The 24,799-nt window shown below is 58.0% G+C and carries 15 protein-coding genes, 1 tRNA gene and 5 pseudogenes; 8 read left to right on the top strand and 13 right to left on the bottom strand.

What is annotated here, in order from left to right; all coding sequences use genetic code 11:
* Window positions 1-15: 15 nt before the first annotated feature.
* Window positions 16-357 carry a Rieske (2Fe-2S) protein gene (locus tag XCC_RS16360; protein WP_011038260.1) on the top strand — a complete coding sequence of 114 codons (342 nt, stop codon included), beginning with the start codon at window positions 16-18 and terminating at the stop codon, window positions 355-357.
* 345 nt (window positions 358-702) lie between these two features.
* On the opposite strand, the gene XCC_RS16355 is transcribed toward XCC_RS16360, so the two are convergent.
* The 4 genes from XCC_RS16355 to thiS all read right to left on the bottom strand — a co-directional run bounded on the left by XCC_RS16355 (window position 703) and on the right by thiS (window position 4,605).
* Window positions 703-2,565, bottom strand: a complete 1,863-nt coding sequence (locus XCC_RS16355; RefSeq protein ID WP_011038259.1) for an SLC13 family permease — start codon at window positions 2,563-2,565, stop codon at window positions 703-705.
* A gap of 66 nt (window positions 2,566-2,631) precedes the next feature.
* Window positions 2,632-3,417, bottom strand: a complete 786-nt coding sequence (trmB, locus tag XCC_RS16350) for a tRNA (guanosine(46)-N7)-methyltransferase TrmB (protein WP_011038258.1) — start codon at window positions 3,415-3,417, stop codon at window positions 2,632-2,634.
* Window positions 3,418-3,561: 144 nt separating this feature from the next.
* Window positions 3,562-4,356: a thiazole synthase gene (locus tag XCC_RS16345; RefSeq protein ID WP_011038257.1), complete on the bottom strand. Its 795-nt coding sequence runs from the start codon at window positions 4,354-4,356 to the stop codon at window positions 3,562-3,564.
* Between the two features lie 48 nt (window positions 4,357-4,404).
* Window positions 4,405-4,605 carry a sulfur carrier protein ThiS gene (gene thiS / locus XCC_RS16340; RefSeq protein WP_011038256.1) on the bottom strand — a complete coding sequence of 67 codons (201 nt, stop codon included), beginning with the start codon at window positions 4,603-4,605 and terminating at the stop codon, window positions 4,405-4,407.
* Between the two features lie 188 nt (window positions 4,606-4,793).
* Here thiS and XCC_RS16335 point away from each other — a divergent pair, with 188 nt between their 5' ends.
* The 5 genes from XCC_RS16335 (at window position 4,794) to XCC_RS16315 (ending at window position 10,533) form a co-directional block, all read left to right on the top strand.
* Window positions 4,794-6,578: an autotransporter outer membrane beta-barrel domain-containing protein gene (locus XCC_RS16335; RefSeq protein WP_011038255.1), complete on the top strand. Its 1,785-nt coding sequence runs from the start codon at window positions 4,794-4,796 to the stop codon at window positions 6,576-6,578.
* Between the two features lie 122 nt (window positions 6,579-6,700).
* Window positions 6,701-6,774: transfer RNA gene (locus XCC_RS16330), tRNA-Gly, on the top strand.
* A 240-nt stretch (window positions 6,775-7,014) separates the two neighbouring features.
* On the top strand, window positions 7,015-8,895 hold the full coding sequence (locus tag XCC_RS16325) for a tyrosine-type recombinase/integrase (RefSeq protein ID WP_019237331.1): 1,881 nt from the start codon (window positions 7,015-7,017) through the stop codon (window positions 8,893-8,895).
* A 184-nt stretch (window positions 8,896-9,079) separates the two neighbouring features.
* Complete coding sequence (locus XCC_RS16320; RefSeq protein WP_019237332.1) at window positions 9,080-9,499, top strand: hypothetical protein; 420 nt, start codon at window positions 9,080-9,082, stop codon at window positions 9,497-9,499.
* Between the two features lie 32 nt (window positions 9,500-9,531).
* Window positions 9,532-10,533, top strand: coding sequence for an XVIPCD domain-containing protein (locus tag XCC_RS16315; protein ID WP_011038253.1), 1,002 nt, complete (start codon window positions 9,532-9,534; stop codon window positions 10,531-10,533).
* Between the two features lie 70 nt (window positions 10,534-10,603).
* Here XCC_RS16315 and XCC_RS16310 read toward each other — a convergent pair whose 3' ends face one another.
* Window positions 10,604-11,254 carry a LysR substrate-binding domain-containing protein gene (locus XCC_RS16310; RefSeq protein WP_011038252.1) on the bottom strand — a complete coding sequence of 217 codons (651 nt, stop codon included), beginning with the start codon at window positions 11,252-11,254 and terminating at the stop codon, window positions 10,604-10,606.
* A 102-nt stretch (window positions 11,255-11,356) separates the two neighbouring features.
* On the opposite strand from XCC_RS16310, the gene XCC_RS16305 reads away from it, so the two are divergent.
* Entirely contained in the window at window positions 11,357-11,650 is a 294-nt protein-coding gene (locus tag XCC_RS16305) for a helix-turn-helix domain-containing protein (RefSeq protein ID WP_011038251.1), read from the top strand.
* A gap of 27 nt (window positions 11,651-11,677) precedes the next feature.
* Here the strand turns inward: XCC_RS16305 and XCC_RS16300 are convergent, their stop codons facing one another.
* The 6 genes and pseudogenes from XCC_RS16300 to XCC_RS16280 all read right to left on the bottom strand — a co-directional run.
* A complete protein-coding gene (locus tag XCC_RS16300) occupies window positions 11,678-12,562 on the bottom strand; it encodes a LysR family transcriptional regulator (protein WP_011038250.1) in 885 nt (294 codons plus the stop codon).
* A gap of 752 nt (window positions 12,563-13,314) precedes the next feature.
* The gene (locus XCC_RS16295; protein ID WP_075287146.1) at window positions 13,315-17,340 is read right to left on the bottom strand and encodes a helix-turn-helix transcriptional regulator; all 4,026 of its coding nucleotides are present in this window, start codon (window positions 17,338-17,340) and stop codon (window positions 13,315-13,317) included.
* 319 nt (window positions 17,341-17,659) lie between these two features.
* Window positions 17,660-17,992 (bottom strand): annotated as a pseudogene (locus XCC_RS16290) (integrase core domain-containing protein); the annotation flags it as partial.
* A gap of 30 nt (window positions 17,993-18,022) precedes the next feature.
* Window positions 18,023-18,880: pseudogene (locus tag XCC_RS16285) on the bottom strand (IS3-like element IS1404 family transposase); the annotation flags it as partial.
* Window positions 18,868-19,125 (bottom strand): annotated as a pseudogene (locus XCC_RS22815) (transposase); the annotation flags it as partial. The pseudogenes XCC_RS16285 and XCC_RS22815, both read right to left, overlap by 13 nt.
* 50 nt (window positions 19,126-19,175) lie before the next feature.
* Window positions 19,176-19,544, bottom strand: a pseudogene (locus XCC_RS16280) (DDE-type integrase/transposase/recombinase); the annotation flags it as partial.
* A 57-nt stretch (window positions 19,545-19,601) separates the two neighbouring features.
* On the opposite strand from XCC_RS16280, the gene XCC_RS16275 reads away from it, so the two are divergent.
* Window positions 19,602-20,710, top strand: a protein-coding gene (locus XCC_RS16275; RefSeq protein WP_087942070.1) for an IS3 family transposase whose coding sequence is annotated in 2 segments (ribosomal slippage) — window positions 19,602-19,863 and window positions 19,863-20,710 — 1,110 coding nt in all. Because the reading frame shifts where the segments join, the coding sequence is not laid out codon by codon here.
* Between the two features lie 15 nt (window positions 20,711-20,725).
* Here the strand turns inward: XCC_RS16275 and XCC_RS16270 are convergent.
* Both XCC_RS16270 and XCC_RS16265 read right to left on the bottom strand, forming a co-directional pair.
* Window positions 20,726-21,201 (bottom strand): annotated as a pseudogene (locus XCC_RS16270) (IS3-like element ISXca1 family transposase); the annotation flags it as partial.
* 324 nt (window positions 21,202-21,525) lie between these two features.
* Entirely contained in the window at window positions 21,526-24,789 is a 3,264-nt protein-coding gene (locus tag XCC_RS16265; protein WP_011038245.1) for a DEAD/DEAH box helicase, read from the bottom strand.
* Window positions 24,790-24,799: the final 10 nt, after the last annotated feature.

Raw genomic sequence — 24,799 nt, 5'->3', positions numbered from 1 at the left:
GCAGCGATCGATCCCATGTCGTCACTACCGCCCACCGCGCCGATTCCGTTGGCGCAGATTCCCGATGCCGGATTTCTAGAAGTCGAAGCACTGTGGGATGGCGGGCCGGAATCGGTGGTGTTGTACCGCGACGGTGCACAGGTCCGCGCCTGGTTGAACGTGTGCCCGCACGCTGGCCGCCGGCTGGATTGGGCGCCCGGCCAGTTTCTCAAGACCAAGGAAGGCCAGCTGGTGTGCGCCGCGCACGGCGCGGCGTTCGAGCTGGATGCCGGCGAATGCGTCAGCGGGCCGTGTCGCGGTCAATCGCTGGTGGCGGTGCCGGTGCGCATCGATGGCGAGCAGGTGCTGCTGGGGTGAGCTGGCGTGGGCGTAGATGGGCTTCATGCGGCATCGCGAGGGCAGTCGTCGCTATGCTGCAGACCGCACGTTTCAAGACTGTTGGACTGCAAGACTGCTGGAGGTAGTGCGCGCAGTGCACCGGCATCCGCCACGCACTGCCAGTGCCAGTCACGCCTATCCGCGTGTTGCGATGCCGCCGCCGGTCAGATGCTCACTGCAAAGAGTGCCCATTGATCGCAGCGCCACTGCAATGGATTGCATGCATCGACCGCAGCGCACCGCACGTATTCGTAAAGTCGGCACGACGGCGCGCCATCACTCAGCGCAGAGGCGCGACGCTCCCCCTCTACCGCCACAACGCGCTCAGCGCGCCGCCCACCAGAACATCAGGTTGATCATCGTCACCATCACCACGATGTAGATCAGTGACAGCGGTGCGCCCACGCGCCACAGCTCGCGCGGCTGGTAGTTGGCCGGGCCGGTCACCATCGAGATCACCGGGTTGGAGGCGGTCATCAGGTTGTTGGATGCCGACAACGCTACGATCAAGGCGAACGCCGTGGGGTTGCCGTTGGCCGCGAGCGCCAGGTTGACCGCGATCGGCACCATCACGATGGTCGCGCCGACATGGCTGATCACCAGTGAAAAAGCGGTCGTCAACAAGGCCAGGCTGATCTCCAGCGCCCACACCGGCATGCCTTCCGGCAGGCGGTCGATGGTGTGGCCGGCCACCCACGCCGCGGTGCCGCTGCTGTCCATCGCCCAGCCGAGCGGAATCAGCCCGGCCATCATGAAGATGGTCTTCCAGTTGATCGAGGCGTAGGCCTCGTCCATGCGCAGCACGCCGGTCACCAGCATGCAGGCCACGCCGGTCATCAAGGTCAGTGCCACCGGCAACTTGGAGGTCAGCGCAATCAGGATGGTGAAGGCGAAGATCGCCATCGCGATCTTGAACTTGTGCGGGCGCTGTTCGCCCTTCGGGAAGTCGGTGACCGGCACGAAGTCGCGGCTTTCCGCGGCCTGCGCCAGGTCCTGCCAGATGCTGTGAAACACCAGCATGTCGCCGGCGCGCAGTGCCACGTTGCGCACGTCCTCGCGAATCACCTGCTTGTCGCGGTTGATCGCCAGCAGGCTGATGCCGCTTTGCTTGCGCAGCCGCAGCTCGGCGGCGTTCTTGCCGATCAGGCGCGAGTTGGGCGGAATCACCGCCTCGGAAATGCCGGCCAGGCTTGGGTTGAACAGATCGCCCAGGTTGCGCAGGCGCGAGGACATGCGCAGGAAATGGTTCTGCGCAAAGTCGGTCACGTCCTGGCGCTTGCCCATCGCACCCAGCACGCTGCCGACCCAGATGCGCATGTCGGCCGGCGGGGCCAGGCGGGTGTCGTTGCCGGTCTTCAGCGCCAACAGCAGCGGCGCATCGTGAATGGCTTCGGCCTCGCCCAGGGTCATGCCCACCAGTGGGCTTTCGGCGGTGACGGTGAGCTCGAACACATCGCCGTCGATGCCGTAGGTCTTGGCGAAATAGCTCTCGGTGCGCGAAGGCGTGACGCCCTCATTGATCAGGCGCTCTTCCTCGATCAACTTGCGGTCGCCGTAAAACCGGAAATACAGCAAGGCGGCAACCAGCAGCGCCAGGCCGATCGGCAGCGGCGCAAACATGGTCAACGGCTCGATGCTGGCCATGCCCGAGGGCAGATTGTTGTTGGCCGACACCAACAAATCGTTGAGCAGGATCAGCGGCGAATTGCCCACCATGGTGAGCGCACCGCCCATCACGATCGCCGCGGCGATCGGCAACAGCATGCGTTGCAAGGTGAGCCCGGTGCGTGCGGCCAGCCGCGAGGCGACCGGCAGGTAGAGCGCCATCACCGAGGGGTTCTGCATGAAAGACGAATTCAGGCCGGAGATCCCCAGCGTCATCATCATCAGCCTCTGCTCGCTGCCGTGCGAACGCCGCAGCAACCAGGTGGCCAGGCGGTTCAAGGCGCCGGTGCGCTCCAGCCCCGCACCCAGGATGGTGGTGGCGATGATGCTCATCACCGCGTTACCGGAGAAGCCGCCAAACAGTTCCTCCGGCGCCACCAGCCCGGTGACGCCCAACACCACCAACACGATCAACGCCACCACGTCGGCGCGGATGCGCTCGAACAGGAACATCGCCATCGTAAAGCCGACCAGCCCGAGGACGAGCTTCATGTCGTTGGTCAGCGTTAGCGCGGTGTCCATGAGGTGCCGGGAATGGGGAGTCGGGAATGGGGAATGGCAAGAACGGATGGCGCTGACGCGTGCAGGTTATCCGGGCGCCGCTGGCGCCTGCCCTGGCGATTCCCGATTCTCCATTCCCGATTCCCGGTCATACAGCAAATCCCACACGCCATGGCCCAGCTTCTGGCCACGGGTCTCGAAATGGGTTTGTGGGCGCCAGGCGGGGCGTGCGACGTGGCCGCGTGGGCCGGCGCGATTCACCAGGCCTTCTGTGGCGTCGAGCACGTCCCACATCTGTTCGGCGTAGTCGGCCCAGTCGGTGGCCGCGTGCAAGCGGCCGCCATCGCGCAGCTTGCGCACCAGCAACTGCGCGAACGCCGGCTGCACCAGGCGGCGCTTGTTGTGGCGCTTCTTGTGCCACGGGTCCGGGAAATAGATGCGCACTTCATCCAGCGCGCCGTCGGCGATCTCGCGCTCGAGCACTTCCACTGCATCGTGGTGATACAGGCGCACATGCGTGGCGCCGTCATCGTCCAGCGCATTGAGCAGCCGCCCGACACCGGGGGCATGCACCTCGATGCCGATGTAGTCGCGCGCAGGGTCGTGCTGGGCTGCGAAGCGCAAGGCCGCACCATTGCCGAAACCGATCTCCAGCACCTTGGGTGCGGGGCGGCCGAACACGGCGTCCAGGTCACGCGGGGCGCCGGTGTAGTCCAGACCGAAGCGCGGCCACAGCTCGTCGAACGCGCGCTGCTGCGCCGGCGTAAAGCGGCCCTGGCGCAACACGAAGCTGCGCACCTGGCGGCGACCTTCTTCGATGGTGAAGGGCTTGGGCGGCATCTTGGCGCCGTCGCTGGTGAAAGGATCAGTCATGAAAATCAGCCATCGGCAAACAACGCCACTGTCCCGCGGGGAGAGGGGCGTGAGTAAAGGAAAAATGGAAGCCAAGCAGGCGTCGCGCGCCGTGGCCCGCGCCAGGCGCAGGCCGCGCATGCAAGGCCATCTCGGCGCGCCTGCTCATCCGATCACGCCATCGACCGGGCTCGATGCCGAGGCGTAGCGCTTGCGTGGAATCCGGCCAGCCAGGAACGCCTCGCGGCCGGCTTCGATCGCCTTGCGCATCGCGCTGGCCATCAGGATCGGGTCGCGTGCACCGGCAATGGCGGTGTTCATCAGCACGCCGTCGCAGCCCAGTTCCATCGCAATGGCGGCATCGGAGGCGGTGCCCACGCCGGCGTCGACGATGATCGGCACCTTGGCGTTTTCGATGATTTCCAGCAGGTTGTACTTGTTCTGGATGCCCAGGCCCGAGCCGATCGGCGCGGCCAGCGGCATCACCGCCACGCAGCCGATTTCTTCCAGCCGCTTGGCCAGGATCGGGTCATCGGAGGTGTACACCATGACCTCGAAACCGTCGGCGACCAGTTGTTCGGCGGCCTTGAGCGTCTGCACCACGTCCGGATAGAGCGTGCGCTCGTCGCCCAGCACTTCCAGCTTGGTGAGGTTGTGGCCATCCAGCAGCTCACGGGCCAGCCGGCAGGTGCGCACCGCGTCTTCGGCGGTGTAGCAGCCGGCGGTATTGGGGAGCAGGGTGTAGCGGTCCGGCGGCAGCACATCGAGCAGGCTGGGCGCGTTGGGGTCCTGGCCAATGTTCACCCGGCGAATGGCCACGGTGACGATCTGCGCGGCAGCGGCCTCGGTGGCCAGGCGGGTTTCGTCCAGGTCCTTGAACTTGCCGGTGCCGGTCAGCAGGCGCGAACGGTAGGGCTTGCCGGCGATCACCAGCGCATCGGAGGGGGCGGAAAGTGTCATGCGGCGATTATCACCGATCGGGCGTGGATGCGCCGGCCATCACCGCGATCAACCGCCGCCCAGTGCATGCACGATTTCCACCACGTCGCCCTCGCGCAGCGCATGGGTGGCGTGCAACCCGCGCGAGACGATTTCGCCATTGACCTCCACCGCAACGCGGCGCTGCGACAGACCTTCAAGTTCCAGCAGCGCGGACAACAGCACGTCGTCGGGAAGCGTGCGTGGAGTGCCGTTGAGTTGAATGTTCATGTCATCATTGTTGCATCGCGTGCCGCCAGGGCGCGCGTTTTGCGTTATGCGGCAATGCAGCGTGAGCGTGGACGGCGAGGGTGAAACGATGTGCCATTCGCCGGCGTACGTATGCAGGCCGGTCCGGTTCCACTCTACCTTGAGCAGGCATTCCCATGGCTTCAACCCTTCGCCCGATCCGTTCCCTGATGGCCGTGGCCATCGCGCTGGCGGCCAGCCCGGCCATGGCCGACTCGGCCTTCGATCAAACCGTGTTCTTCGGTGACAGCCTCACCGACAGCGGTTACTACAACCCGCTGCTGCCGGCCGCCTCGCGCGCGGTCACCGGCAAGTTCACCACCAACCCGGGCTGGGTGTGGGCCGAATACGTGGGCGACCACTTCGGCACCAATGCGGCGCCCAACGGCAATGGCCAGACCGGCGACAACTACGCTGCCGGCGGCGCGCGCATCCAGGCCAGTTCGGTCAGCGCGCTCGGCGCAGCACCGTCGGTGACCAGCCAGGTCAATACCTATTTGGTGGCCAACGGTGGTCAGGCCAACCCGAATGCGCTGTACACCGTGTGGGGCGGCGCCAATGACCTGCTCGCTGCAGCCACCGCGCCTGCCCAGGCGCAGGCCATCATCGGCAGCGCCGTGACCGCGCAGGTGGGCGCGGTTGGCGCGCTGCAGGCCGCTGGCGCACGTTATGTGATGGTGCCGACCATTCCGGATGTGGGCATCACCCCGCGCTTCCGCGCCGGCGGTGCCGCCGCCATGGCGCAGGGCACGGCCGCTGCCACCGCCTACAACACCGCACTGTTCAACGGCCTGCAGTCGGCCGGCCTGCGGGTGATCCCGGTCGATACCTTCCACATCCTGCAGGAAGTGGTTGCCGACCCGGGCATCTACGGTTTCAGCAACGTCACCGGTACCGCCTGCAACCCGGCGCTCGCGCTGCCGGCCTGCAACCCGACCAGCCTGGTCGCCGCGAACGCGCCCAACACCTATGTGTTCGCCGACGGCATCCACCCCACCACGGCCACCCACCAGATCCTGGGCCAGTACGCCATCTCGCTGTTGGAAGCGCCGCGCCTGCAGCAGGTGCTGACGCGCTCCGCCCAGGCCGGCGGCCGCGCACGTGCCGACCAGGTGGCTTGGCACCTTGATGGGAAGCCCGAGGCCGATGGCCTGCGTTGGTGGGGGAGCGTGCGTGGCGACATTCAGCGTTATGACGATGCGGACCTGTACGACGGCATGGCGCCGGCCGGCCTGTTCGGCGTGGATTGGACCGCCGGTGACCTGGTGTTCGGCGGCTTTGCCGGCTTCGGCCGCATGGATGCCGACTTCGGCAACCGCAACGGCAGCTTCAAGCAGGATGACACCACGCTGGGCGGCTTCGTCGGCTGGTACACCGGCCCGGTCTGGGTCAACGCCCAGGTCAGCTACAGCTGGCTGAGCTACGACGTGGACCGCGAAGTCCAGCTGGGGCCAGCCACCCGCGTGCACAGTGGCTCGCCGGACGGCAGTAACCTCACTGCCGCGGTCAATGCCGGCTATTCGCTGGGCGAAGGCAACGTCAAGTACGGCCCGGTGGTCGGCCTGACCTGGCAGAAGCTCAAGCTCGACGGCTACACCGAAAGCAACGCAAGCTCCACCGCGCTGGGCTATGCCGACCAGGACATCGACTCGCTGGTGGGCCGCATCGGCTTCCAGGTGCGCCTGGATGGCGCGCCGGTCAAGCCGTACCTGCAGGCCACCTACGACCACGAGTTCAAGGACGGCACCGAAGCCAGCGCCTGGCTGCAGTCGATGCCGGAAGTGGGCATGTACACCGTCCCGGGCCAGAACTTCGACCGCAACTACGCGACCGTTGTGCTGGGCGCCCGCACCGGCATCTGGGGCCTGCAGAGCAACATCGGCCTGAGCACCACCACCGCCCAGCGCAGCGCCCGCGACGCCACCGTGTTCGTGAACTTCAGCGGCAACTTCTAACCGTACCCGCTGCACCCGCAGCGCTAAGGCTGTCTACGACAAGGGCCGGGTAACCGGCCCTTGTCATGTGCGCCACGCATTGCGCCCAAGGCCTGCCGGCGCATAAACTCTGCCCACGCCACGCGGGCGTAGCTCAATGGTAGAGCTGTAGCTTCCCAAGCTACTGACGTGGGTTCGATTCCCATCGCCCGCTCCACTTCGACTTTCCACTGACGTCCACCCAGCGCCAAGGAACGTTGTAAGTGACTGATCTGGTTCTGAATTACCCCTCTTCTTCAGTCCAGTGACGTCCAGCGAAATCCACTGACTACCGGTACAAATCGGTACGTTTTGCGGTACAAAATGCGGTGAACACCCGTTCCGCATTGTTGCTGGAAGAGCAGGCCACCTGAGAACAAACATCGCATCCAACTCGCAGCATCAGGAGTTGGTACGCATGCTCACAGATATGGTCGTCCGGCAAGCAAAGGCTTCCGACAAGCCCTACACCCTCGCAGACTTCGACGGTTTGTTCCTCTACGTCTCCCCTGTTGGCGGCAAAGCCTGGCACTTCCGCTACACCTGGGTTGGACAACGTGCCCGAATTTCGCTTGGCAGCTATCCCGAACTCTCTCTGCGCGACGCGCGCGAATTTCGTGACCAGGCCCGTGCCCTCGTCGCCAAGGGCATCAACCCGCGCACCGACCGAAAGCAAAAACGCCAAGCCATCCGGTTGGCTGGCGAAAACACCTTCATGGCGGTCTACGAAAAGTGGATGGAACACCGGCAACTGACCCTGGAAGAAGGTCGTCAAAGTTCGCTGGAACAGATCCGCCGCGTGTTCAAAAAAGATGTATTCCCTTACCTCAAACGCTACACCATCTACGAGATCACCCGTCCGGTGCTACTGGAGGTGATCGGCCGGATCGAGAAACGCGAGTCACTGTCCGTCGCCGAAAAGGTGCGCACCTGGCTCAAGCAACTCGCCGACTACGCCATGGTGGTCATTCCGGGCATGGTCGAGCACCCCGCCATCGATCTACACGTGGTCGCTGTTCCGTTGCCGCCCGTTGAGCACAACCCATTCCTGCGTATGCCCGAGCTCCCCCTGTTTCTGCAGACACTTCGCAAGTACCGCGGCATGCAGATGACCCAATTGGCCATTCGCCTGTTGCTGCTGACGGGTGTACGCACAGGCGAACTACGTTTGGCCACGCCGGACCAATTCGATCTGGAACAAGGTTTATGGATCATCCCGGTGATGTCGCTCAAGCAGCGCAAGATGCTGACCAAGAAGAAGCGAAAACGCGTAACTGACATCCCGCCCTACATCGTGCCGCTGCCCGTGCAAGCCATCGAGATCGTGCGGCACATGCTCGACCTGTTCAAACCAGCGCAGACCTACCTTTTCCCAGGCGTGAAGCGAATCACTGCCCGCATGAGCGAAAACACGGTCAACCGTGCGATCAAGCGGCTGGGCTATGACGGTCGTCTCACCGGTCACGGCATCAGGGCGACGATTTCAACCGCCCTCAATGAGCTGGGTTACCCCAAGGTCTGGGTCGACGCGCAACTCTCACATGCTGACCCCAATCGCATCAGCGCCACCTACAACCATGCCGAGTACGTTGAACAGCGTCGGCTAATGATGCAGGACTGGGCTGATCGGCTGGATCTGTTCGAGCAAAATCAGGTTCAGATTGCCAGCACGCACCTCACCATCCACCTTCAGGGCGTTCCCACAATTGCCGGTCAGAAAGTCACGCCGCTGCCGGCGTTGGGCCAACACGCTCCCATCATGCTGGTAGCACCCAATGAGCAAACGATGCCAGCTGTCGGCACCGGGACTCAGCGGCTCTCTGCAGTGCAAATGCCTGAATACGCTCTACCGAAGATCTCTGAGGTCCAGCGAGAGCGATTGGAGGTACTGGACATTTTTGAAGGGCCCGACAACCTGGTCGTCGCGGACTATGCCAAGCTCGCGGGCAAATCGCGGCGGTGGATTACTTACGAGATCCAGGCCCGCAACCTACTTTCAATTCAGTTGGGCAACAAGGGGCAGCGGGTTCCGGTGTGGCAACTCAACATGTTCAAGCGCCGCTTGGTGCAGGCGGTACTCAAGCGTCTGCACCGTGGCGTTGATACATGGGATATCTACTACGCCTTGACGCGACCTCGCGAGGAACTTGATGGCAAGTCGCCTATTGAGGCGCTCACTTCGGACAATCAGCAAGCGATGGTTGAGGCGGTTTGCCGGGCCGTATCTGAAGCAACGACGCCAGTCGTTGAGAAGCGAGTCCCCATAAACAGGATTGCCGAATGCATGTCTGAATTTTGAGGCGGGGATGAACGCCGAGCAAGGCGAATGGGGCTTCAAAAGTCATGTCTAAGTGCGAGGCCCCAAGTGCTCCTCTAATGGGTAGTCAAACCAACAAGCCTTACTGTTCCACTTACACTGGTGTTCCGTCACTCTCGCAGCATCGTCGAAGTGTGATGCGTTAAGCGCTTATCAGGAGAGCCACATGAAACCTCGGCTGAAAGTTTTCACTATCATTAGCTTGGCGATCTCCTCGCTGGGTGGATGCAACGCGTTCCTAGCCACCGGGAAGATCCCAACAGCTTCCGATCACTTGGCAATACCTCGTGATCTTCCGAACCAACGTCTGTTTGACTGCGCCGAACTCAGCATCAGCAAACTCTCCGCAACCGATAGTTCTTGGAGAGAAATCACGCGTAAGGACAGCATCAATGGTGTGCTTGAATCTGGGACCTTTGACGATAAGAACCGCACTGGTTTCCGCATGCGCATCGAACGTGCGCAAGGAGCTAACCAGGCGGATATAACGCTGAGAGGTGGCGGTCCCTACTTTATTGACCTAGGGGTGGCACAGGCGATGACCAACCTCAAGAGCTTGCTAGACTCGTGCGTCTCTAGCAAGTAGCAATAGCAAAGCATTCATGGATTGAACAGAGCATGCCGAAGTATACGATTGAAGCAAGATCACTCAATGTTCTTGGTGTAGCTGGACACGATTTCTGGGTTTTGCGCGATGAGCAGGGTAAAGCTCTAGCTGAGTTACACGGCCTGGCCACTGATCGACAAACCGGCGAAGCACTCACAATAGGTACTGACGAGGCTAGGCACTCCCTTCGTGCTTGGAACCTTGCGCTCGATGGTGCCTATGCAGCCTCAGTTGGCACCGACGTGAGTCGAAGTACCTTCATTGAGGATAACCAGCAATCACGCACCGTCGTCATCGGCGATAAGGATGAGATCCTGGCGCGTTGGAACACTGCAGTTAAAGCGATGCCAGAACTCAACGCACTGAATCTGAACTATCCCAAGTATGGCTTCAAGGTGTTTGGTGACACCGTTAATAGCAATTCCGCCTTCCGAACCTTTGGCGAATTGATGAGTTTACCGGTAGAGGGTTTCCCTGGCAGGGTCGAGCCGGGCCTTGGCAACCGTATGCTGTCAGAGGAACGTATAGAGGAACTGCGCTACCGCGAGCAACCAGCCCAGAACCGGGAGCTAGAACGTACCCCGGCCAACGATCCAATTCGCCAGGGTCATCCGGATCACGCTTTGATGCAGCAGATACGCGAGAAGATCGAAGGACTAAAAAATTCCGGTCACGTGCAAGCTGCAGACAGCGCCCGCATTACCGCCAGTGTGTATGCGCTCGCCAAGCAAAACAACTTCAGTAGCGTTGACGAAATCGCACTGAGCAAGCAGACCAATGCCGCAGCGCCCGGCGAAAAAATCTTCATTCTGCAGGGCGCTTCAGACAACCCTGCAACCCTGCGCGCATACATGCCGACTCAGGAGGCGATACAGACGCCAGTTGAGCAATCTTTCGAAAAGGTGCGAAAACTGCAAAGCAGTGAGTCGGTAACGGAGCGCGCGCAGCAGCAGCCTCCACACCAGATTCCGGAGCAAGAAGCTCGGCAGCGGCCGACTGTGCCCTCTCTGTAGCCTCTTTTTTGCCGATAGCAGCGATGCACGACAACGCCATAAACGGTCTATCAAAATCCCGCTCCAGTTTTCACCTGAAACGCTTGTTTTCCGTGGATATCGCTACCCGTGACGCTCGCTCGACAAACCTTTCAACTGCAGGTGAGAGAGCATTAGCCGATCGAAAAAGACAGGTGTAAACCCAACGAGGAGTGCCGAGGATCTGGCGCATGACGATACCTCGATTACGGGCACTGACTATGTAGCTCTTCGGCGCAATACCGATGCCATAGCCAGCCGCAACGAGTACCGTAAGCAGATCGAAGGATGTGACTGCAACCCGGCATAGATGAGCGCTTCGATCATCCGTTTCTGCCTCCGTATCAAGCCCTTCAACACAAGGATTCGGATGCCAACAAATCAATGGGTAACTGAGTGTTACCTGTAATGAAATAGCACGCTTTGCCAGCAGTGGGGAACGAGCGGGCAAAGCGACGGCTAATTGGTCGCGCCACAGTGGCAGGACGGCTAGGGCATCGGTGGCTACCGGCCAACCGATGCCTAGATCGTAGGTTCCTCCGAGGATGCTAGTCGTGAGCACGTCCTGGGTGACCTCTTGCAATAGCACAGGTGTTTCAGGCTCTTCTGTTCGCTGAAGCGCAAGGAGATCAGCCAACTCTGGGGACAGCACTGCTGGAGCGGCGGCAACTCTGATCAATCGCGAGCAACAATCCTGGTTCATGGTCTGCCCCTCCGGACTATGTAAGGGAAAAGTCACCAAACATCATGCAAAGAGTTAAGTTTAACGTGGTTTAGTTAAGCTTAATGCGTGACGCTTTTGCCGATGCAGAAGCGCACAATGAAACCAGGACGCCCAATGGGCGCCACCACCTATGAAGCTGAGCCAGCGATTGCGTTCGGGAAGGCTGTACGTGCCGCACGGACTGCGCGCGACATATCTCAAGAAGAGCTGGCAACCCTCGCCGGCATTGAGCGCTCTCACATGGGAAAGATCGAGCGGGGGCAACACATGCCTACACTAGCGTTGATTTTGCGGGTATCCATCGCATTAAACGACAGTGCAGCCAACCTGATGACTGCTACTGAAAGCATTCTTTACTCTGACTCAGAAGGGTGAAGTGTTCGATTTGATTGCAGCGATTATCTAATTTCTATCTTTCAAACGTGTTGTGAAGCGATCCACAGAGATTGAAGGCGCAGCATTGGCAGCTGTCAGCATGTACGTCGTAATCACCGCTGATTGATTTGCCAATGGACGGATGACGATATCAGAATGCTTGCACGGTTCCAGCTTCGCGCCAGATGCGAGGCCAATCCCGTAACCAGCCGCAACGAGAGCTAGCATAACGTCGAGCGAAGCTGCGCGCTCGATGACGTTTGGTTTCTCATCCAAGCCTCGCAACAGCTTGGTAAAGGCCTTATCGTAGCCCTCATAGGCTTGGTGGTTCCACATGATCAATGGGGCGCGGAGAAGTTCTTCGATAGGCACTTCTTTGAAAGCGAGTAGCGGATGACGGGCTGGTATCACTGCAACCATTCGTGCATGCCAAATGGGTTCAGCAACAATGCCATCGCCAACCTCTTCTGTGTGTGTGAACCCAATGGTGAAGTCTCCCGACCTTAGTCCATGGAGGAGCTCAGAGAGCGTGACTTCTGTGAGGCGAATTTCAACATCAGGCTCCTCCTCGCGACAACGTGCAAGAAGATCAGATAATCTGGAATCGATCGCTCCGTCTGATACTGCAATCCGCATACTTACCCGGAAGCCCGCGGAAACCGCCTTCACATTTTCTCGGGCTTGATCCAAAGTGGTAAATAAACGGCGTACGTCCAGAAGAAATGCTTTGCCGGCATCGGTCAGCCGCGTTCCTCTTCGATCACGGTTGAACAGTAAAGCGCCCAAGTCGTCTTCCAGTTCCTTGATAGTCCTGGATAAAGGAGATTGTTCGATATGGAGGCGTTCAGCTGCTCTTGTGAAGTGCAGTTCCTCGGCCAAAACCACAAAGCAGCGCAGATGTCGCAGCTCCATCCGCAAGACTCCTTAACAGTCACAATCATCTGTGCCAACAGCAGAGGGCAAGGCTGGTTCGGTTGCTGGCTCCTATAATCGCGTAGCTTAGCGATGAATTTCCTGACGCAATTCATGATATGTCGACGAAATGCGCATCAACTCAAGATAGGATATCTAGTATAAATACCATTGAAATGCTGGCACTGAGCAATCAAGCAAGTCGACATGCAAACTGCGCATTTCTCAATGTCTTCTAAACCCACTCACTTCGGAAGCTGAACTGCTTGATTAACATAGAGGGCTTGGCTCATGCTGCCCATAGCACATCCGTACTATTGAATCCAGCAAATCAGGTGGCTATTCTTTCGAAGATCCCGAGTTAAAAAAGTCACTGTGACACATGCGATGAGTCAGCTAAATTATGGATTATCAAAACAACCATTAGTGCTCATCGTACCGCCTAAGTTACTCTGCTGATATAAAGGAATGACTGTGTAAAAAATAGTGAACGCCGCTATCAAAAAAATTGCAACTTGACCAACTAACGTGGCGCGCTGCAAACAAACATCAAACTATTCATATCTGAGGCTCACCTGCTAGTTTAAAGCTATAGAGATCTCAGTAACGTTGAAGAGCCGATTACACAATCACCGCGAGCGCTTACTTTGGACCATTAGCCATTCATAAGTAGCAGCTAATGGCTCAAAGTGTACTGGATAGCGGGGTTAGTTCCGACATCAGAAGACTGACCCCGCACAGCTCAAGCCCACTCAGTGCCGAAGGCGTCGCCGAATACCTGCCTCCGCATCCTGCCGCTCCGCCTCATACTCGTAGGTCTCAACCATGGATGTAAGAAGAGACGAAGAAACGAACGGGTGGGAAAAGTTCAGGGCCTCTGCCCATCTGCGATACTTAGCTGCGAGCTCCCTCTCCTGACTTCCTCCTTCGCCTCGCCAATGCGCACCACGGGAGTTGTAGAGTCCAGTATGAGAGCCACGGGATATTTCTTCGGATTCCAGATCCTCCATAACATCGCGAACAACCTCATTAGGCCACACTCCATCCTTCCCCACAGGAGCGCATGCCAGAAACTTGCCAAGGCAAACGTCGGCTATCTCTGCGCGGTCGAGTTCGGAACAACGCCTTCGAACGATAGCTATCCACTCGGTCAGCTTCTGACGGGCCAGCTCTTCTGTGACCTCATCCTGTCCGGGAATGCGCTCTAGAGCATCTAACAAGCGATGGCCCTGTATAGCCAACCGCTCCCTAGCTTCTCCCGTACTGAACTCTGCAGGATCATCCCCGGGTGTCTTGCGCTTGTACGTCCAAACTATTGCCTGCACGAACATTTCGGGATGATCCTCGACGTAGCGTTCGAGGTTCGGAATTTGGTGCCCATCACCACCACGGTGCGAACGAGCTAAGACATCAATAAACATAAACTCCAACCCTGCCTTCTCCTCGAAAAGCACATCAGGATTCCGGTTTAAGAGCTTGAAAGCTTGCTGGATTTCGTAGCTTTGAAACTGGTATTCACCTTCCTTATCATTACTGTCTTTTGGTATTTCGGAAAGCATCCGAACCAGAAGTTCGGGACGCACCTCATCAAGCTTGAAGTGCACCGAGGAGAAGGCGGCACGCGGTCTTCCCACGCTAAGCAGATGTCCGATACTCTCGTTATTCTGGTCTGGCGCATCAAATATGAACTCTGGGGAGACATCGCGCCAATAGCTACGATTGGCCTCAGCTGAAAGCTGCCCTGCGAGTGCCCACGTCGCTCTACAATAGGGTGAGAGAAGAAGCATGCGAAGAGCATCCTGCTCAGACATTTGGTTGCGCAAGCTCATAAAGAGCGCGTTGTGCTGCTCTTGATCAAGCGCCCCCAAAACACCACTTGCGATGCTGTTATGAATGATATTCTCGTTGCCTTTGCTAAGGCACTGCAGTATCAACTCTTCGAGTTGCTGAGTGTTCAAGATTCCACGCGCCAGATACCAGCCGATTTGCCGGTGAGAGTTGCCCTTCATGGCAAGATTAAAAATTCCATTTAAACCATTGTTGGCGGCGATCTCGGTCAAGGCTTCGAATCGGAGTTTTTCAATCCGGCGTTCGCGAGCCTGAAAATCAAGCTCTTCACCCGAGAGTTCATCTGCAGACTCTTCGACCCAGCCCTGCCGGAACAACCATTCGTGCTTATTAACGGCGTCGGTCGGCTCCATCGACGCGTAAACTGCCCTTGCGATTTTCGAAAGGGTGGCTTGTTCGCACTCGTTAGCAGCTTTCCGGCCGCGTCGTGACAGTACGGTCACACGGATTTTTTCACGCACACGGGAGATGTCGGCGTCACTTGCTCCAGCCTTCCGCCATTCGTCGATGATCTTCCAGACTTTTTCTTGATCTTTGACAGACAGCGCATGGAGCCGCGCGATAAGATCGCAAATCATATTGACTGTGTAGAACGGCATCGTCAGCGCCATCTCTACCATTTCGCGAACAAAGTTGTTGATAGGTCCCCACGTGGAGAGGGGCTCGCCAAAGCCGTATCCATCTGGCCTCCATTTAGGCTTTTGGGTGTAATGGCCGATGCCGCGCCCAAAGTCGCCGAACTGCTGGAGGCAGATCTCCCAGCCTATTGGTGGATGCTTCTCCATTAGCATCCGCATGGCCTTCAACCGCGAGTCATGATCAGCTGCCGTCTGCGGCATCCATGCTCTGAAGATCGACTCCAGTGAGTTAACGGGCTTATTAGCCCAGTTGTCGTCAATCTTGACTTCGGAGAGTCGCCCCAGAATTTTGACAACGCGAGGAAAAGTTGAGGGATTCCAAGCCAGCCCTTCAAGCGCCCAGAGAAGACCTGTTCGTTTAGGTGAGGCAAAGACGCCTGCGGCGACAGGGCGCAGTAATCCCAGTGTGCAAGGACTCTCTGATCTGAGGTCACGCTCAATAATGCTCAAGAACTCCTTTGGGGCAGCTTCCGCATATAGAGGAAGATCGCGATCGTTCGCTTCCAGCTTCCGTGTTTCAAGCGGCTCTAGAAGTTCCCCTACCAGGCGGCCAGCAGCGAGTTCGCCATCAAAACCAAGACGTTTCCCAAAAAGATGCTTCCCATGAACTGCGAGCAAAACTAATGTTTCAGAAATGCCTTCGCGGAGAGCTGAGGAGAACTCGCGCTTCTTACCATGAATGGTCGCCGCCCAACGCTCTTTCTCTGGAAGATCAAGAGCGGGGTCGTCCTCGCCCAAAACGCTCTTTGCGATGTCGAAAAAGTGGTTGAGGTCACCTAGGGTGACAGCCCCAGCAATCGCAAATAAAGAGTCAATCTTGGAAATCACTCCGCGATAGTTGCCCAGGGACCACACGGGTGAATCGTTAAACTGTAGCAGTTCCTGCACTCGTCTTTCTAGCGCATCAAAGGAAAGGCCACCCGCAAGCAGCGAAAGAGTTGCCTGGTCCGCATTGTTACGCGTATCCCAAGTTCCTAAAAGTGCGAGCGGGACAAGGCTGGAAGCAGCTTGATGATTGGCCGCCCACACGGGAGTTTTGATTGCTGGGATTGTCGAAAGTATACGCCGCAGTACAGTGAGAGAGCGCCCTGAGGCATTGGCAAGCCTAGTTATTTCGTCGCGCCCCTTATCCATCGCCTCAAGTGCTTTGCCGAAAACCTCATAACCGAGTGGTTCTAAGATGATGTCTGGATTAGCATTAGAGGCGTTGCGCGGATAGACCACGATTGTACGCAACGACCTGCTATAGGACCCAAACTCCCGCTCGACATCTCTCGTATGAGCAACGGCAATGAAATTGGTTGTACTCTGGGCGAGTTTTGGTAGCACACCGCACTCGTCGAATACAAGCACGCGGTCTTTATGATGGCCAAGCTCCGGCTCGTTGAATACCTGGCTCAAGAACGCAACGGCTTCTTCTACTGAGTCGGCCGTTATAATGAGCGGCTCTGAATCACACTTCGACAAGAACAATTTTATACGGCTGCGCCAGACTTCGTTCGCGGTGCTGAAGAGCGACGGATGAAGGGGTGGTTCTGCAACATTCGCCCAATCAGTCCAGCATTTTTCTAGAGTTCGAACGCCCCTCGATGGCCGCTCAGTTTGATTAGCAAACCATGTCTGCGCTGCAATTGATGTCTCCATCCATTGCTCCAAGTCACTAACGTCGTAAGCGCGAACGTCCTTCCAAAGCCCCTTTGCTTGCATGGTGCTAAGCCACGTAGTCTTTCCAGGCCATCGTCGAGGAGTAACGAACACAAACGTGATATTTTGACGATCAGCCTTACTAGTCGCTTTCACACTTTTCGCAAAATCGCCGTCAGCTTTAGCTTTGATGTCAGCATTGACTCCAAACTCCCAGCCCGATACACCTGCAGGAATCCATGGCGTGCCTAAGGTACCTTCAATGAAGCCATCCCAACCAGGTCGCTCCGCATCGTCGTTTCCGGGGAAGTCAACTCTCTCCAGATTCTCTCCCGTCGAATTGATGAGCGTACGAAGGAGAACCGATAACCGGGTGCGGGCCAAGATTGTCTTTGTAAACCAATCAGTGATTTCATTGCCTGAAATGCCAAGAAACGGCGTTACGTAGGCACGCACACTTACAGAGGCAACTTCGGTCTTGGCAACTTGTGATTCAAAAAGGCTTTGGAGGTTGAGAATATCTTTCGCTGGTACACCAAACACTCGCTCCAGCCGCGCCGCCATATCAGGCGTCGCTGACACCTTTGCGTTGAGAAAATTTGAGACCCCGGGACGGCTTATGCCGATAAGCTTTGCCGCTTCGGTCACAGTGAGATTTCGGGGTTGAGGATGTTTTCTCGGACCCAATATCCTGGGTGCAAGGTATTAATTTCCTTTTCCATTCTATGGGCCCACCCTGTGTAATGTGTAATGTGTAAGGCTACACCTTACACCTCCATCACGGCTATTTCAATGCCCCGCTACTAAAAGAATACATCCAGGTTTTCGAAAGGGTTTAAAACGTGCATTGGCTATAAATTCGTTGATAGCTTTGAATGACTACTTTGGCTGATTCTGTTGAAAACAGTCGGCTTGCCCAAACGCTCAAATATTGATGGTGACCTGCCCCCACCGGCCATACCAGTGATTACTGATAAAGCCCGGGGTTGAAGGGTACTGCGTTGTTGCCGGTTTGTGCTCGGTGGTTGGAGGCAAACTGCGCTGGCGGGATGCGACCACAGCTGCTGTGCGGACGTACCTCGTTGAAGTCACGCCGCCAATCGGCGATGACCTCGCGAGCCTGGATCAGCGACGTGAACCAGTGTTCGTTGAGACATTCGTCGCGGAACTTGCCGTTGAAGCTCTCGATGTAGCCGTTCTGCATGGGTTTGCCGGGTTCGATCAGGATGTGTTCGATGCCACGCTGCTGTGCCCAAGTGATGAAGGCGCGGCTGGTGAACTCCGGGCCGTTGTCCGTGCGACGCCCCCCCGCCCTGAGTAGCGGCCTGGTTTAGAGTCCGGGGTTGATGATATCGGTGTTTGCCAGATGTTGGGCATACGCAGCCGGCGTCATGCCGCCGATTGCTTTCTTGGGTCGGTCCTCGTTGTATTCGCGTCGCCAGCGTTCGATTTCGGTGCGCGCGTGCAGTAACGTCGGGAACCAGTGCTCGTTGAGGCATTCGTCGCGCAGTCGGCCGTTGAAGGATTCAACATAGGCGTTCTGGTTCGGTTTGCCTGGCTGGATGAGCCGTAGTTGCACATTACGGGCATGCGCCCAAGCGACCATCGCCTTACCGCAAAACTCCTTGCCGTTGTCAGTGCGGATCACCTTCGGCAAACCGCGACTGTGCGCCAGTCGGTCCAGCACGCGCGTCACCCCGTGCCCGGAGATCGCGCGCTCCACTTCGATGGCGACCGCTTCGTGGGTTGCATCGTCCACGATCACCAGACACTTGATCACCCGGCCTTCCGCGGTGCGGTCGAACACAAAGTCCATCGACCACACCTGGTTGGCCTGCGATGGCCGCAGCAGCGGTTGACGCTCGCCTATTGGGACCTTCTTGCGCTTGCGGCGGCGCACTTGCAGCTGCTGCTCGCGATACAACCGTTCCACACGCTTGTAGTTCACGATGCGCCCTTCTTGCCGCAATTTGAGATAGATCATTCCCACGCCATAGCGGCGATGGCGATGTGCCAACGCACAGATGCGTTCGCGCAGTTCGCCATTGCGATCTTCGCGCGGGCAATACCGCAGTGCACTGGCGCTCATGCCGATCACTGCCAACGCACGACGCTCGCTGGCACCACGCCCGATCCATTCGCGCACCAGCGTACGACGCGCCGGTGCGCTTACCACTTTTTTCGCAGTGCATCCTTGATCAGGTCGTTCTCGAACAACTGCTCGGCCAGCAACTTCTTCAGCCGCGCGTTCTCGGACTCGAGGTCCTTGAGCCGCTTGGCATCGGGCACGCTCATCCCACCGAACTTGCTGCGCCACAGGTAGTACGAGGCCTCGCTGAAGCCATGCCGCCGGCACAGATCCTTGATGGCGACGCCGCTTTCGGCTTCGCGCAGAAAGCCGATGACCTGCTCGTCAGTAAAACGTTTCTTCACGTCCAATCTCCTCGGGGTAGGGAATTGGACTCCAAACTGAGGCGCTACTCAAAATTGGGGGGACGTCGCGTGCGCACCGCGCGGGGATAGCCGCGGAAGCAGGCGATCTGCTCCAGCACACGCACCACGTAAGCCCCGCTGATACCATGGTCCACCGCGATGTCCACGCATTCATGGGTGAAGTCGTCGGCGACGGTCAGGCATTTGATGCGGCGGCCACTGGCCAACTGATCAAAGACGAAGTCCATGCTGATTACCTCGTTGGGATGCCGCGCTGGCCGTAACGGCTGCCGCTGTGCCGCCGGGAACTTGGCCTTCTTGCGCCGGCGCACGCTCAGCTTCGCCTCGCGGTACAGACGGTAGATCTTCTTATGGTTCACCTGCGGAAACTCCGGGCGCAGCAGTGTCAGCCTCCCGTAAATTGATCCAGCCATAACTAGAGGTCTCCGGCACACTAGCCACCAAGGAGACCACCAATGCGCAAGAGCAAGTTCACCGAGAGCCAGATCGTCGCCACGCTGAAGCAGGTCGAGGGCGGTCGCCAGGTCAAGGATGTCTGTCGCGAGCTGGGCATTTCCGATGCGACGTACTACGTCTGGAAGTCCAAGTACGGCGGCATGGAGGCCGCTGACGTGCAACGCCTCCGCGACCTGGAGACTGAGCACAACAAGCTCAAACGCATGTACGCCGAGCTCGCGATGGAAAACCATGCATTGAAGGATGTCATCGCAAAAAAGCTGTAGACCCGGCGCATAAGCGCCCGCTTCTTGCCTGGCTCATCGAGCAGCATGGCTGGAGCGAGCGCCGGGCTTGTGCGGTGGTTGGCGTGGCTCGCTCGACAGCACGTTATCGGCGCCGTCCCGATCGGGATGAGGAGGTTATTGCGCTGTTGTCCGAGTTGGCCGAGCGTTTTCCCGAGCGCGGATTTGGAAAGCTTTTTCAGATCATCCGTCGTCGCGGACATCTGTGGAATCACAAGAGGGTCTGGCGCGTGTACTGCCTGATGAAACTCAATCAACGTCGCCGCAGCAAGCGCCGGGTACCGACGCGTCATCCACAGCCGCTGGCATGCGGTGATCGACCCAACGCTGGATGGTCGATCGATTTCATGTCTGATGCGCTATGGGATGGTCGACGGTTCCGCACGTTCAATATCATCGACGATTTCAGTCGGGAAGCCTTGGCCATCGATGTGGACCTGAATCTTCCGGCTGCCCGCGTCATCCGCACGTTGGAACGTATCGCAGCTTGGCGCGGCTATCCGAACAAGCTGCGTTTGGACAATGGCCCGGAATTTGTTGCATTGGCCTTGGCCGAGTGGGCTGAGCGCAAGGGTATCGCGTTGGATTTCATCGAGCCGGGGCGTCCGATGCAGAACGGTTTTATCGAACGCTTCAACGGCAGCTACCGGCGTGGCGTATTGGATATGCACATATTCCGCACGCTGAGCGAGGTCCGCGAACAGACCGAACAGTGGCTGGCCGACTACAACCAACAAATACCGCACGACAGCCTGGGCGGGCTAACGCCCGCCGAGTTCCGTGAGCAACATCAACCGCAGACCTCTAGCTTTATCTGGCATTGAATTGCGGGGAGTCGACAGCAGGTCGTGCAGGCGGCGATAGCCGAAGCGGCGACGCGCCTGCGCCAGTTCCACCAGTCTGGCCGACAGGGTTTGCGTCGCCGGCGTGGGTGTCGGCGCGTGGCGGAAAGCATCGCGGGAGATCCCCGCAAGGCGACAAGCCCGGCGCTCGCTGATCGACGTCAGCTCGCACATGCGCCGGATTGCCTCGCGCTTGCGTTGCGGGGCTAGCGTTTTACCCCGAACCCGACCTTCAGCGCCTCGATGTCCAGGTGCGCCTCGGCCAGCAACCGCTTGAGGCGGTTGTTCTCCTGCTCCAGCTCCTTCAGGCGCTTCGCGTCTTCGGCCTCCATGCCGCCGTACTTGGCCCGCCACTGGTAGAAGCTGGCCGGGCTGAAACCGTGCTGGCGGCACAGCTCAGCCACCGCCATCCCGGCATCCGCCTGCTTGATGAATCCGATGATCTGCTCGGTGGTGAAACGACTCTTCTTCATGTCCGTCCTCGTGGTTGACGGACTTTACAGCTTCACGTGGTACGGCTCAGCGGGGGCAGGTCAATGGATGAAAACATCTCGTTTGTACGCTGCTACCCCAAATCAGACTCTTGAACCTTCTGCGCAAAACTCAGATTTCAATCTCAGGCGTGTACTTTTCTGCCGTGGAATTCGAAGCCGACTCTTTCAACAGGCTCGGCCGATTTCTGCCGGTTAGGTTCGGCCAGCGGACTGGTCAAGTCGAATGCAAATGGGTGGTCAAGTCCATGCATTTACTCACAGTAAAGCGAAAAGTCCATCCCGCTATGCTGCTGTGAAAGCCCATTACTCGTGGGGCCGAATATCCTGAATCGGCAGTAGATCCATGACATCGCAAAACAGTGGTCGATGCTTCCAGTCATTTCTGTCGCCAATCACATAGAGGCGCCGCTTGGCGCGCGTCGCCGCCACGTTCAGCAGGTTTGGTTCCGAAACAGCCCAGTTGCGAGCGCCAGATCCTGCCGTGTTGCCCCCCAGTATGACTATGACGACCGATGCCTCTTTGCCCTGCATAGTGTGGATGGTGCCGGACACCATTTTGCCTGGGAGCATGCGCTTGAGGTTCTGCTGCACAGCCTTGAAAGGAGTGATGACCGAAATATCTTTCGCCTCTACGCCATCGCCATGTAGCCGCTTGAGCAGGTCTCGTAAGACTTGGCCTTCTGCAGGCACCCAATTTCCTTCGGATGTGCCACTGATATGTATCCACCCTGTCAGCAGACTGGCGCGGGTTTCTTTGTCGGCGCGCGGCGCGATCGTTCCATACACCATCGCTCCGTCGTAGGCGATACGGTTGGCGAGTGCATACATGGGCCTGTCGCAGCGGCGATGCACGACCAGTGGCAATCCTACCCAAGACTTGCCGCCGGCAGGCCCAGCCATGCGCCCCCAAGGGGTGGCTTCGTCGGCCAGTACCTGTGCAGATTTTTGGTTGGGAATCCAGTGCGCATCAACGCCGTAACGTGTACGCATGTGTTCTAGCACTGCATCGGAGACGGTGACTATGGGCTTGAGTTGCAGAGGGTCTCCAACCAGCAACGCACGCCTGGACCGCCATAGCGCACCGACTGCAGCTTGAGGTGCGGCCTGACCAGCCTCATCCACGAGTAACCAGCCAATTTCACTTGCGCCCAATGAGCCAAACGAACGAGCGAATGATGCAAAAGTGCTGCTTAACACTGGAACGACCATGAACAAAGAAGCCCATGCCGAACGGATTGCGGCGCGCGACATCCCTTGAAAGCGTGAGCCACCCAACATCCCGTTAATCATGAACAAATTAGAGCGCAGTCTTGAAGCTTCCAGCTCGAAGAACGTCCGGTGGAGCTTCAATGCCTGGATGAAAACCCGCGCCCGTGCCTTCCGCCAGCCTTCAATGCGCCAGGGCTCGGCCAGTTCAATGACATCCCCACGCCCGATAGCATTGTCTTTCAACCAAGCGAGCAGATGGTCAGCCTGATGAGTGGTTGCGAGTTCCAAGGCATCGCTCGTAAGCGTTTTGTCCTGCTGCTGCGATCCCTGAAGCACTCGACGCGCTTCAGCGATTTTTCCTTCCACCTGGGCCTTATCGCTATCAAGTTGTTGGGTGAGGCGCGTGATCCGCGCGAACTCAGCCTTAGCGATGTCATGCTGGCTTTCTAGCAGTTTCCGAGCGGTCCTCCAATCGCGTCGAGCATTTCCGAGACTGAATAAATTTGACCAGAAACCGGGCTTTTTTGGCAGCTTCTCAAGCGCGTCAATACACTTCTTGAGCGCCATGTTGGCGGGGCCACCTTCCTCGTTATCCAAGCGCGAGAGTTTATTTGCTACCTCAATCAGCGACTGTTCGAATGCTCGGAGTTTTTCGGAGTCTTCGGCAATCGTCTTCCTGATTTTGAGAATAGCCAAGATCAGCTCACGAATTCGACTGGCGTCATTGCATGCTTTGCGTTCTTCCGCCTTGACCGCCTCGTAATCAGAGACAGCTTGCTGCCACAACGCTTGACGTTGCTCTGGGGAGCGGTCCGCATTCGCTTCTACACTCACATTGAGCCAGCCCAAAAAACCCTTCGGGCCCTTGTCCTCCTCGGGTGGTGCATCTTCGTTCTGGTTCTCGCTATCGTCAGCGTGTTCCGTCTCAGCAGAGGGAGTCGAAAAGAGTGCCTCCACAATGTTGTCGACTTCCTCATCAGGCTCTACCTCAGTCTCGTCTTCTACCTCCGCAGCAGCCTTGTCTTCGCTGCCAAACGGGAGCTGACCATAGAAGTAACGATCGACGAACTTGTTGCGTCGTGCCTTGCTCCCCAATGCCCCAGAAATCAATCCCCACGCAGGTTTGCCCGAGACCAGCTCCCCCAGCTCGGCGAAGTACTCTGCTTCTGGCAACCAGCTTTCATCAATCCTGTCTCGCTGAGGCAGTTCGAGCGTGACATTTTCCACAGCACCGTTGTTGGATGAAGCGACCACGATTTCAAAGCCATAAAGTGCAGGATTTAGCTTGTAACTGTATTGCTGCTTACCACCGTCGTTGGCAGCTTCGCGTCCATCGCTCGCGAATGCATCTGATGCGCGACATAGCTTGGCAAGCGTATCGGCGCGGCTGGTAATAATCGCTGCGATCAGGTCGCGTAATAGCGTCGTCTTGCCCGTACCAGGTGGGCCGTTGACGCCAAGCAGCCCGTGACCATCGGCAAGAGTGGACTGGATTGTGTTGACTGCTAGCTGTTGGGAATGAACTAGACCCAAATGGTGTTCTGTAGGCCAACAGCTACTGGCATACGCATCCGGCATCAGTCGTCCCATCAATGGCAGCGACGCACGCTGATCGTCCATATGCAGGCGAGGCTTTGGATCGTGATGACGCAGGTACTGATCCAGTGGTTCGCTTTTCACCCCTCTGGAGATCGCATCGACGACATCTGCAAGATCGTCCAGCAAAAAGCTGTTCAGCGGATCGTCTTCCGACTCGGGTTTGTCGGGCTTGATTGGTTGTGAGCGAAAGCGAAAAAGATGGTGGTCCATCTCACCAAAAAAGTCCCCCAACCCCAGGAACTGGAGGGTCCAGTGAGTCAGTTCGCGCAAGCCTTCGCTTGATACCTCCCCCTCGAACTGACTGTTAGCGCGCTCCCTGAGGGTCTTTTGGTCGGTCTCGAACCCTCTAGTCCAATCTTTGCCGGTCAACACCCGCCCAAGAAACCACGCTTCGCTTGATAGAACGAAACTGTCATCGACCAGTCGCCCTCCCGCCGTAAATTTTGCCGCAAACACGGCTGACTCGCGAAACTTGGGTTCCTGGTAGCCCTGATCGGCGCCGTACATTGCATCGAGCTTCTCGGCAACGAGACGACTGTCGTAAAGATGAGCATAGAGCGTGTGGCTCCATATGCGCTTTTTGGGCAGCTTCTGCTTACTGACGATACTTTCCGGGGTCCACGGAAGCAGCGGGCGCTGAATTGGCGTGTCATGGATAAACGCTTCGTATCGATTACTGCGTTTTTTCAGCTTGGGTGCTGATTGCGGTTGCAACAACTCGACCGCGTGCCAGTACCGGATGATGCTTTCTTGATCCATCAAAATGATT

The organism is Xanthomonas campestris pv. campestris str. ATCC 33913, from assembly GCF_000007145.1.
GTDB lineage: Bacteria > Pseudomonadota > Gammaproteobacteria > Xanthomonadales > Xanthomonadaceae > Xanthomonas > Xanthomonas campestris.
This window is presented reverse-complemented; position numbering and strand designations above follow the sequence as displayed.